This is a genomic window from Streptomyces sp. B21-083 (assembly GCF_036898825.1).
GTDB lineage: Bacteria > Actinomycetota > Actinomycetes > Streptomycetales > Streptomycetaceae > Streptomyces.
Window position 1 is genome coordinate 2,853,574 of record NZ_JARUND010000001.1, and the last position, 9,697, is coordinate 2,863,270.

Below are 9,697 nucleotides of genomic sequence, written 5' to 3' on the forward strand. Positions count from 1 at the left end.
GTGAACCGCTGTCCTGAGTCCCTCAAGGGGAGTCCCCTCATGGGCAAAACCCTAACCGGCCCCGCCGGATACGGCGGTCAGTCCGCGAAGTCGATCCTGCGCAGGATGTCCGCCGCGTCCCGGTCGATCAGCACCGCCGAGCCGCAGCCGTCCGGCAGGTTCCCCTTCTCCACCGAGCGCAGCAGCCGCGAGGCGGCCTGACGGTGACGCAGGAACGCGTACCGCGAGACACCCCGACCCCGTTCACGCTGGCCCTCCAGCGCCTCACCCGGGGTGACGTCGAGGAGGAGCAGATGGAGGGTGCCGCCCCGGCGGCGGGCCTCGCGGGCCAGCCAGCCACGCACCCAGGCCTGCGTACCGCAGTCGTGCACGACGACTCCGGCGCCGGAGCGCAGGGCGCGGCGCAGTCCGGCGTAGTGGGCGAGGCGGACGAGGGGGCGGTAGACGGCGTAGGGAAGAAAGGAGGGCGTACGGGCGTCCCAGTCGTCGCGGGTGTTCTGCGAGTCGATGCCGGTGGCGCGCACCGCCCGGCGCATCAGTGTGGACTTGCCGCTGCCCGGCAGGCCGGTGACCACGACGAGGTCGCGGGCGCCGAAGGTGAGGCCGTACGGGCTGTGGCCCGAGCGCTCCCGCAGATCGCGGATCACTGGTTCGGGGCGCGCCGCACACGCCTCCCGGGCGGGGCCGGACGACTGCCTGGGCAGCGCGTCGGTCAGTACGAGGGCCGAGGTCGTCGCGTACGCCGTGGTCCTGTTCACCGTGTTCGTCCTCCCATGGGGTCGGGAAGTACCGTCCCCGTCGAGTGTAAAGAGAAGGTAATACGCGGTGTCTCTCGGTAGGGTCCGATTACTGCAACAGGCCTGCTACAGGGCGGTATGTGAGCAGAGTGTGCGCCTGCGGCCGGGCCGTGTCCCCTCTGTGAAGGGTCCCCCTGCCGTGCCGAAGCAATGCGTGCGATGATGTGCCCGCCAACTGCATACCGGCCGCTTGAATCCGCGCGGGAGAGTTCCGGGACCCCATGGGTACCCGGGCGCCGAAGGAGCAAGTCCCTCCCTTGAATCTCTCAGGCCCCGTTACCGCGCGGGCGAGGCACATCTGAAAAGCGGGTCGCGGGTCGTCATGACCGGTGGCTCCACCCACGGTGCAAGTCAGTGACCTGCCGTTTCACCGGCGGTCATGACGAACCTCTCAGGTTCCGATGACAGATGGGGAGGAACGACCTCGCCGTCATGCCCTGGGAGCACTACCGATGAGCAGCACCTCTCCGCGTCTTACCGCCCTCGATGCCCTGCATCGTTCGCTGGGCGCCACGATGACCGACTTCGCCGGCTGGGACATGCCCCTGCGGTACGGCTCCGAGCGCGACGAGCATCTGGCCGTGCGCACGAAGGCCGGCCTCTTCGACCTCTCCCACATGGGCGAGATCACCGTGACCGGGCCGGAAGCCGCCGCCCTGCTCGACTACGCGCTGGTCGGCAACATCGGGTCCGTCGCCGTCGGACGCGCCCGCTACACCATGATCTGCCGGGCCGACGGCGGCATCCTGGACGACCTCATCGTCTACCGCCTGGCCGAGACCGAGGCCGGGTCTTCCACCTACCTGGTCGTGGCCAACGCCGGCAACGCGCAGATCGTGCTGGACGCCCTCGTCGAGCGGTCCGACGGCTTCGACGCGCTGGTCCGCGACGACCGGGACGCCTACGCGCTGATCGCCGTACAGGGCCCGGAGGCCCCCGGCATCCTCACCGCCCTCACGGACGCCGACCTCGACGGCCTGAAGTACTACGCGGGCCTGCCCGGCACGGTCGCCGGTGTCCCCGCCCTGATCGCGCGCACCGGATACACCGGTGAGGACGGCTTCGAGCTGTTCGTGGCGCCGGGTGACGCGGAGAAGGTGTGGCAGGCGCTGACCGACGCGGGCACACCCGTCGGGCTCGTCCCCTGCGGACTGTCCTGCCGGGACACGCTGCGGCTGGAGGCGGGCATGCCGCTGTACGGGCATGAGCTGAGCACCTCCCTCACACCCTTCGACGCGGGGCTCGGCCGGGTCGTCAAGTTCGAGAAGGCGGGCGACTTCGTGGGTCGCGCGGCCCTGCGCGAGGCCGCCGAGCGCGCTTCGTACGAGCCGCCACGGGTACTCGTCGGCCTGGTCGCCGAGGGCCGTCGCGTCCCGCGCGCCGGGTACGCGGTCGTCTCCGGCGGCCAGGTGATCGGCGAGGTCACCTCGGGCGCCCCCTCCCCCACCCTCGGGAAGCCGATCGCGATGGCGTACGTCGACGCCGCGCACTCGGCGCCCGGTACGGCGGGTGTCGGCGTGGACATCCGGGGCAGCCACGAGCCGTACGAGGTCGTGGCACTGCCGTTCTACAAGCGCCGGAAGTAACCCCGGCCGCGGCTCCGGCGTCAGAAGCAGCCGGTGTCCCGACCGTGCGGCGTCCCGTGTCCTGCCTACTGTCGGGCAGGCGGTCTCCCCGTAGTACCCCATGCATGACCAGTCCCCCGCGTACAGGAGAATTCAGGCCATGAGCAACCCCCAGCAGCTGCGCTACAGCAAGGAGCACGAGTGGCTGTCGGGCGCCGAGAACGGCGTCTCGACGGTCGGTATCACCGAGCACGCGGCCAACGCGCTCGGCGATGTCGTGTACGTACAGCTTCCCGAGGTCGGTGCCACCGTGACCGCGGGTGAGACCTGCGGTGAGCTGGAGTCGACCAAGTCGGTCAGCGACCTGTACTCCCCGGTCACCGGTGAGGTCACCGAGGTCAACGAGGACGTCACGAACGACCCGTCGCTGGTGAACTCCGCCCCGTTCGAGGGCGGCTGGCTCTTCAAGGTGCGGGTCTCCGACGAGCCGGGCGACCTGCTCTCCGCCGACGAGTACACCGCGATCTCCGGCAGCTGAGTCCCCAGGCACAAGGACGTAAGGACGTAACGACCCCATGTCGCTTCTGAACACTCCCCTGCACGAGCTCGACCCCGACATCGCCGCCGCCGTCGACGCCGAGCTGAACCGTCAGCAGTCCACCCTGGAGATGATCGCCTCGGAGAACTTCGCTCCGGTCGCGGTCATGGAGGCCCAGGGCTCGGTTCTCACCAACAAGTACGCCGAGGGCTATCCCGGCCGCCGCTACTACGGCGGCTGCGAGCACGTCGACGTCGCCGAGCAGATCGCGATCGACCGGGTCAAGGAGCTGTTCGGCGCCGAGTACGCCAACGTGCAGCCGCACTCGGGAGCCTCCGCCAACCAGGCCGCGCTGTTCGCGCTGGCCCAGCCCGGCGACACCATCCTCGGCCTGGACCTGGCGCACGGCGGCCACCTCACCCACGGGATGCGGCTGAACTTCTCCGGCAAGCAGTTCGACGTGGTCGCCTACCACGTGGACGAGGCCGGGCTGGTCGACATGGCCGAGCTGGAGCAGCTCGCCAAGGAGCACCGCCCGAAGGTGATCATCGCGGGCTGGTCGGCGTATCCGCGTCAGCTGGACTTCGCCGAGTTCCGCCGCATCGCGGACGAGGTGGGCGCGTACCTCTGGGTCGACATGGCGCACTTCGCCGGTCTGGTCGCGGCGGGGCTGCACCCGAACCCGGTGCCCTACGCGGACGTCGTCACCTCGACGACCCACAAGACGCTGGGCGGCCCGCGCGGCGGCATCATCCTGGCGAAGAAGGAGTTCGCGAAGAAGCTGAACTCGTCCGTCTTCCCGGGCTTCCAGGGCGGCCCCCTGGAGCATGTGATCGCGGCGAAGGCCGTCTCCTTCAAGGTCGCCGCCTCGGACGACTTCAAGGAGCGCCAGCAGCGTACGGTGGACGGTGCGCGCATCCTCGCCGAGCGCCTGGTGCGGGCGGACGTCGGTGAGCACGGCGTGTCCGTCCTGTCCGGCGGTACGGACGTCCACCTGGTCCTCGTCGACCTGCGCGACTCCGAACTGGACGGCAAGCAGGCGGAGGACCGCCTCCACGAGGTCGGCATCACCGTCAACCGGAACGCGATCCCGAACGACCCGCGTCCGCCGATGGTGACGTCGGGCCTGCGGATCGGCACCCCGGCGCTGGCCACCCGCGGCTTCACGACCGAGGACTTCGAGGAGGTCGCGGACGTCATCGCCGAGACCTTGAAGCCGTCGTTCGACGTCGACGCTCTGAAGGCGCGCGTCACGACACTGGCCGACAAGCACCCGCTGTACCCCGGCCTGAACAAGTAGTTCCCTGGCGGGGGCACCCGACGACGTGTGCCCCCGCCCTCTTTGGAGGAGTTCCCGTGGCCATCTCGGTCTTCGACCTGTTCTCGATCGGCATCGGCCCGTCCAGCTCCCACACGGTCGGCCCCATGCGGGCGGCCCGACTCTTCGCCCGCCGGCTGCGCAACGAGGAGGTCCTCGGGTCGGTGGCGTCGGTCCGCGCGGAGCTGTACGGCTCCCTGGGCGCGACCGGCCACGGCCACGGCACTCCCAAGGCGGTGCTGCTCGGCCTGGAGGGCGCCTCGCCGCGCACGGTGGACGTCGAGGGCGCCGACGAACGGGTGGAACAGATAAAGGAGTCGGGCCGGCTCAGGTTGCTGGCCGACCACGAGATCGCCTTCTCCTTCGACGACGACCTGGTCCTGCACCGCCGTAAGACGCTCCCCTACCACGCGAACGGCATGACCCTGTGGGCGTACGACGCCTCGGGGGCCGAGCTGCTGTCGAAGACGTACTACTCGGTGGGCGGCGGATTCGTCGTCGACGAGGACGCGGTGGGCGCGGACCGGATCAAGCTCGACGACACGGCCCTCAAGTACCCCTTCCGCACGGGCGACGAGCTGCTGCGTCTGACGAAGGAGACGGGCCTGTCGATCTCCGCGCTGATGCTGGAGAACGAGCGGGCCTGGCGCACCGAGGACGAGATCCGCTCCGGACTGCTGGACATCTGGCGGGTGATGCAGGCGTGCGTGTCACGCGGAATGTCCCGCGAGGGCATCCTCCCCGGCGGGCTCCGGGTGCGTCGGCGCGCGGCCATGTCGGCGCGTCAACTCCGGGCGGAGGGCGAGCCGTTGGCCCGTGCGATGGAGTGGATCACGCTGTACGCGATGGCGGTGAACGAGGAGAACGCGGCGGGCGGCCGAGTTGTGACGGCCCCGACGAACGGGGCCGCGGGCATCATCCCGGCGGTCCTGCACTACTACCTCAACTTCGTGCCGGGCGCCGACGAGGAGGGCGTGGTCCGTTTCATGCTCGCCGCCGGCGCGATCGGCATGCTGTTCAAGGAGAACGCGTCCATCTCCGGCGCGGAGGTCGGCTGCCAGGGTGAGGTCGGCTCGGCCTGCTCGATGGCGGCGGGCGCGCTGGCCGAGGTGCTGGGCGGCAGCCCCGAACAGGTCGAGAACGCGGCCGAGATCGGCATGGAACACAACCTCGGCCTGACTTGCGACCCGGTCGGCGGCCTGGTCCAGATCCCGTGCATCGAGCGCAACGGCATGGCCGCGGTGAAGGCGGTCACGGCGGCCCGGATGGCGATGCGGGGGGACGGCTCGCACAAGGTCTCCCTGGACAAGGTCATCAAGACGATGAAGGAAACGGGGGCCGACATGAGCGTCAAGTACAAGGAGACGGCTCGGGGCGGGCTGGCTGTGAACATCATCGAGTGCTAGGGAGATGGGCCCTGACCAGTGCGTTCGTGTCTTTCAGCGCTGTCAGGGCCTTCCCTGCTTACTCGGCGGAAAGTCCCCGAGAAGTCCCTGGGACAGGCTTGAAAGTCCCCGGAAAGTCCCCGGGAAATCCCACGGGATGGGTGTCTGACCTGGGGGTTCGCGACATCCGCGATCACTGTTCCAATCCGCCCTGACTGCCGACCGTCGTCAGGATGTATCAAATCGATCCCCTAAGCCCACCAGAGGGGTATCATTCGATACATGAGTGCTGCGGAGAACTCGCGCCTGAAGCAGCGACTGGCCAGCCTGCCCCCTACCTTCACGACGGCGCAGGCACGTCAGGCCCTGCTCTCCCCTCGCGATCTGGCGTCCTTGGTGGCGGAGAGGGAGACAGACGAACTATCCCGTGGGGTGTACCGGCGTGCAGACGCCCCAGAGACCGCACATTCAGACCTGCTGGCCGTGTGCGCGCGGGCTCCTCACGCTGCCGTGTGTGGTGAGTCCGCCCTGGCCCTGCACGAGCTGATCGACGACATCCCCGCAGCAGTGCACATCGCCGTGCCGCGTGGTACACGCCGCCCCACGATTTCCTACCCGCCGACCGTGGTGGCGCAGTACGCCTCGAAGACCTTCGCCCTCGGCGTCGAACGGTTCGAAGCAGCCCCAGGAGAAACCGTCCCCGTGTATAGCGCCGCCCGCAGCGTCGTCGACGCGATGCGCCACCGCAGCCGCATCGGCGAGACCCTCGCCCTCTCCGCACTCGGCCGCTACCTGCGCCGAGACGGACGCAGGGGTGTCAGCGAACTCCAGCGCGTCGCACGCGAGTTGGGCGCCCTCTCCGTCATCCGCCCCGCCGTAGAGGCGGTGCTCGCCTGATGGCCAACCCCCCGCGCGACACCCCCGCCGGCCGCGTCTACAACGACCTGCGCAACCTGGCCCGCCGCACCAGCCGGTCCACGGACGAGATCATGGTCGAGTACGTCCTGGAACGGTTCCTCTATCGCTTGGCCGCATCGCCCCTTGGCCGGGACCACTTCGTTCTCAAGGGCGGCCTACTCCTCGCCCAGTTCGGCGCACGCCGGATGACCCGCGACATCGACATCCTCGGCCGCTCGTTCCCCGGCACCGAAACCGAGATCGTCCACAGGATCGCGGCCATCGCCGCTACCGAGATCGACGACGGCGTCGTATTCGATGCCGCGACGCTCAAGACCGTCCCTATCCGCGAGGAGGACGAGTATCACGGTCTACGCCTGTCCATGGCCGCATCCATCGCCCGGGCCCGGCTCAAGCTCCAACTCGATGTCAGCTTCGGCGACCCCGTCACCCCCGCCCCGCGGATCATCGACTACTCGCAGCAGCTCGCAACGGAGAGCTTCCAGATCCTCGGCTACCCACTCGCCACCGTCATCGCCGAAAAACTCTCCACCGCCGTCTCACTCGGCGACCTCAACACACGCGACCGCGACTACGGCGACCTCTACCGCCTGCTCACCCTCAACGACCTCGACGGCCAGGAACTCACCACGGCACTGGCCGCCACCGCCGCCCACCGCGGCATCACCCTGAAACCTCTCAGCACCGCCATCACCGACCTCGGCGAGCGTCGCCAGACCTCGTACACCGCATGGCGCCGTCGGCAGGGTCCCGCTGCAACCGGCTACCCTGAACGCTTCGTTGACGTCGTCCGGCAAGTCACCGAGTTCGCAGACACTCTCCTCAACGACGATGCCACCACCCGTACATGGAGTGCAGCAACCTTCACATGGTCATGAACCAGTCCTGACTGGCCGAGTAGAGCGTCAGGGTTCGAACCCGAGACCTACGCATTACGAGACCATGAGCGGTCGTGTTGCGTGGTGTCCCGTCGTGCTGTTCTGTGACATTTTCCCTGGTCGGAGCATGTGCTGCAGGATGACTAGTGCCACCCCGTGATGCGCTGTCCAAAGGCGTCTGTCCACCGACTGTCCACCGGGCGACGTTGTCGCAGGCTCGTCAGTGGAACTGCCGCTGGACTGTCAGCGATATTGGCCGACTGATCGGTGAGACGGGCGGGGGGCTGTCAAGCCCCTACAAACCTCGGAGCAGGCCAGCCCGCGTCGGCTCCTACAGGGCGACGGTGCTGCCGGGCAGGCTGCCGTCACACAGAGCTGCCCACATGACACGTCGCCGGGGCTTGCCGCTGGAGGTGACGGCGATGCCGCCACGGGAGACGGCGAGGGCTGTCAGTTCCGTATCCGGCAGCGACTCGCGCAGGACGGTGCCTGCAAGGGCGTACCACTCGGGCTTGGCGGCCTCCAGGACCACGGTCGCCGTCGGTTCACCGTCGCGGTGGCCGAGGAGAACCGCCACCCGTCGCTCCGGAATGCCCCGCTCGACGAGCTGTGCCTCCAGGCTCTCGGCGAAAACCATCCGGCCATGCACCTTCAGCCCGTCTCCGAGGCGGCCGACGACGAAGAGCTGTCCGTCGTGGAGGAAGCCCGCGTCGCCCGTGCGCAGGGTGCCGTCACCGATGCTCGTGCCCGAGGCCGAGCCGGGGTCGCCGACATAGCTGGTCGCGACCGAGGCGCCGGTGACGACGATCTCGCCGACCGTGCCGTCCGGTACAGGCCGCTCGTCGTCGTCCGTGATGGTGACCGACACACCCTCCAGCGGACGCCCGCAGCCCACGATCCGCCCGCCCGCAGTGGCCGCCGCGCCTCCGTGCTCCGGAGACAGGGCCGTCCAGCCCTCGCCGAGAGGGAGCCCGGTGACGGCGAGGGTCGCCTCCGCGCCGCCGTACGCGGGGAGGAGAGCACGGCTGTCGAAGCCGTACGGGGAGAGAAGTTCGTCGAACTTCTCCAGCACCGTCGGGTCGATGCGCTCGGCGCCCAGGATGATCGAGCGCAGCGAGTCGAAGCGCAGTCCTTCGAGGTCCTGCGGCTTGATCCGGCGCAAGATGTACGCGAGGCCGAAGTTCGGCATCGCGGCCAGGCCCACGCGCTGCTCACTGATGCAGCGCAGATAGCGCTGCGGAGAGCGGATGAAGTCCTCCGGCTGAAGCATCCAGCCGTCGCACCCTGTCGTGACGATGTTGATGAGACAACCGATGAGTCCCATGTCGTGGTGGACCGGGAGCCACGCGATACCCGGCAGGTCGGGCGACCAGTCGAGCCAGCGCCGCATGGCCGTCACATTGGCGCGCAGGGCGGCGTTGGTGACCTGGACGCCGCGAGAGAAGCCGCTGGAACCCGACGTGAACTGGAGAAGTGCGAACTCCGCGGCGGGGAACGGCCCTTCGGCCGGTGCGACGTCCGCGACGAACTCGTCGAAGAGCACCGGCTCGGGGAGCCCGAGGTCCGCCGTGATCTTGCGTACCTTCTCGATGGAGTCCTCGTCGCACAGCGTCACGGCCGGCTGGGCCGTCTCGAACAAGTGCGTGGCGTGCTTCTCGTAGTCGTCGGCGCGCTGGAAGGCGAACGGCGGGGCGATCGAGCAGGCGGTGCCGCCCGCGGCGATCGCTCCGAACCAGCCGGCCGCGAAGCCGGGGCTCGACCGCTGGACCACTGCGACCACGTCACCGTGCCGCAGACCGTGCGTGTGCAGGGCGGCGGCGGCGCGCAGCGTCAGATCGGCGAGGGCGGCGTACGACCAGAAGTCCCAGCTGTCGCCGGCAGCGGCGAAGTGCAGCCCCCGGTCGGCGGACGGCTGCTCCAGCCACTCCAGAAGGGCCTTGTCCGGGGCGTTCAACGTGATCTCTCCTCGCGTACGGTCGCGGGTTCTTGGCCTGTCCGGCAGAGGTCGGGCGCAGGCGCCGGGCCGGTCCGACCGGGATGCGTCGAGCCGGCCCGATGAGCGGATCGCGCTCATCGGACCGGTTTTCGCAGGCGGCGCCGTTGACGGGGTCCAGCGGCACCGCCGGGCATCTCGACGGCCTCGATCATTCCGAGGATCCCGGTGCCTGATCCAGGCAAGGACCCGGCAATCCGGCGGGCGGCACCGATCCGACCAGCAACGCCGATTGCCGGTCCCCTTCCTGGTCCGCGCCGGTACCCGCCCCACAGCATCGATACAACGCAGACGCAGGTGAGTTG

General features: G+C 69.1%; 8 protein-coding genes and 1 riboswitch. Of the genes, 6 read left to right on the plus strand and 2 right to left on the minus strand.

Annotated elements, in window-relative coordinates; translation table 11 throughout:
- Nucleotides 1–77: 77 nt before the first annotated feature.
- On the minus strand, nucleotides 78–758 hold the full coding sequence (locus QA861_RS12780; protein WP_334588448.1) for an AAA family ATPase: 681 nt from the start codon (nucleotides 756–758) through the stop codon (nucleotides 78–80).
- A gap of 230 nt (nucleotides 759–988) precedes the next feature.
- Nucleotides 989–1,089, plus strand: a riboswitch (glycine riboswitch).
- A 160-nt stretch (nucleotides 1,090–1,249) separates the two neighbouring features.
- On the opposite strand from QA861_RS12780, the gene gcvT reads away from it, so the two are divergent.
- From gcvT to QA861_RS12810, 6 genes are all read left to right on the plus strand, one after another.
- Nucleotides 1,250–2,383, plus strand: a complete 1,134-nt coding sequence (gcvT, locus tag QA861_RS12785) for a glycine cleavage system aminomethyltransferase GcvT (protein ID WP_334588449.1) — start codon at nucleotides 1,250–1,252, stop codon at nucleotides 2,381–2,383.
- Nucleotides 2,384–2,522: 139 nt separating this feature from the next.
- On the plus strand, nucleotides 2,523–2,900 hold the full coding sequence (gcvH, locus tag QA861_RS12790) for a glycine cleavage system protein GcvH (protein WP_334588450.1): 378 nt from the start codon (nucleotides 2,523–2,525) through the stop codon (nucleotides 2,898–2,900).
- 37 nt (nucleotides 2,901–2,937) lie between these two features.
- Nucleotides 2,938–4,200 carry a serine hydroxymethyltransferase gene (gene glyA / locus QA861_RS12795; RefSeq protein ID WP_334588451.1) on the plus strand — a complete coding sequence of 421 codons (1,263 nt, stop codon included), beginning with the start codon at nucleotides 2,938–2,940 and terminating at the stop codon, nucleotides 4,198–4,200.
- A gap of 56 nt (nucleotides 4,201–4,256) precedes the next feature.
- On the plus strand, nucleotides 4,257–5,624 hold the full coding sequence (locus tag QA861_RS12800) for an L-serine ammonia-lyase (RefSeq protein WP_334588452.1): 1,368 nt from the start codon (nucleotides 4,257–4,259) through the stop codon (nucleotides 5,622–5,624).
- Between the two features lie 261 nt (nucleotides 5,625–5,885).
- Nucleotides 5,886–6,500: a type IV toxin-antitoxin system AbiEi family antitoxin domain-containing protein gene (locus tag QA861_RS12805; protein ID WP_334588453.1), complete on the plus strand. Its 615-nt coding sequence runs from the start codon at nucleotides 5,886–5,888 to the stop codon at nucleotides 6,498–6,500.
- Entirely contained in the window at nucleotides 6,500–7,399 is a 900-nt protein-coding gene (locus QA861_RS12810) for a nucleotidyl transferase AbiEii/AbiGii toxin family protein (protein WP_334588454.1), read from the plus strand. The genes QA861_RS12805 and QA861_RS12810 overlap by 1 nt, the downstream gene beginning before the upstream one ends.
- 331 nt (nucleotides 7,400–7,730) lie before the next feature.
- Here QA861_RS12810 and QA861_RS12815 read toward each other — a convergent pair whose 3' ends face one another.
- Nucleotides 7,731–9,353 carry an AMP-binding protein gene (locus QA861_RS12815; RefSeq protein WP_334588455.1) on the minus strand — a complete coding sequence of 541 codons (1,623 nt, stop codon included), beginning with the start codon at nucleotides 9,351–9,353 and terminating at the stop codon, nucleotides 7,731–7,733.
- Nucleotides 9,354–9,697 lie beyond the last annotated feature (344 nt).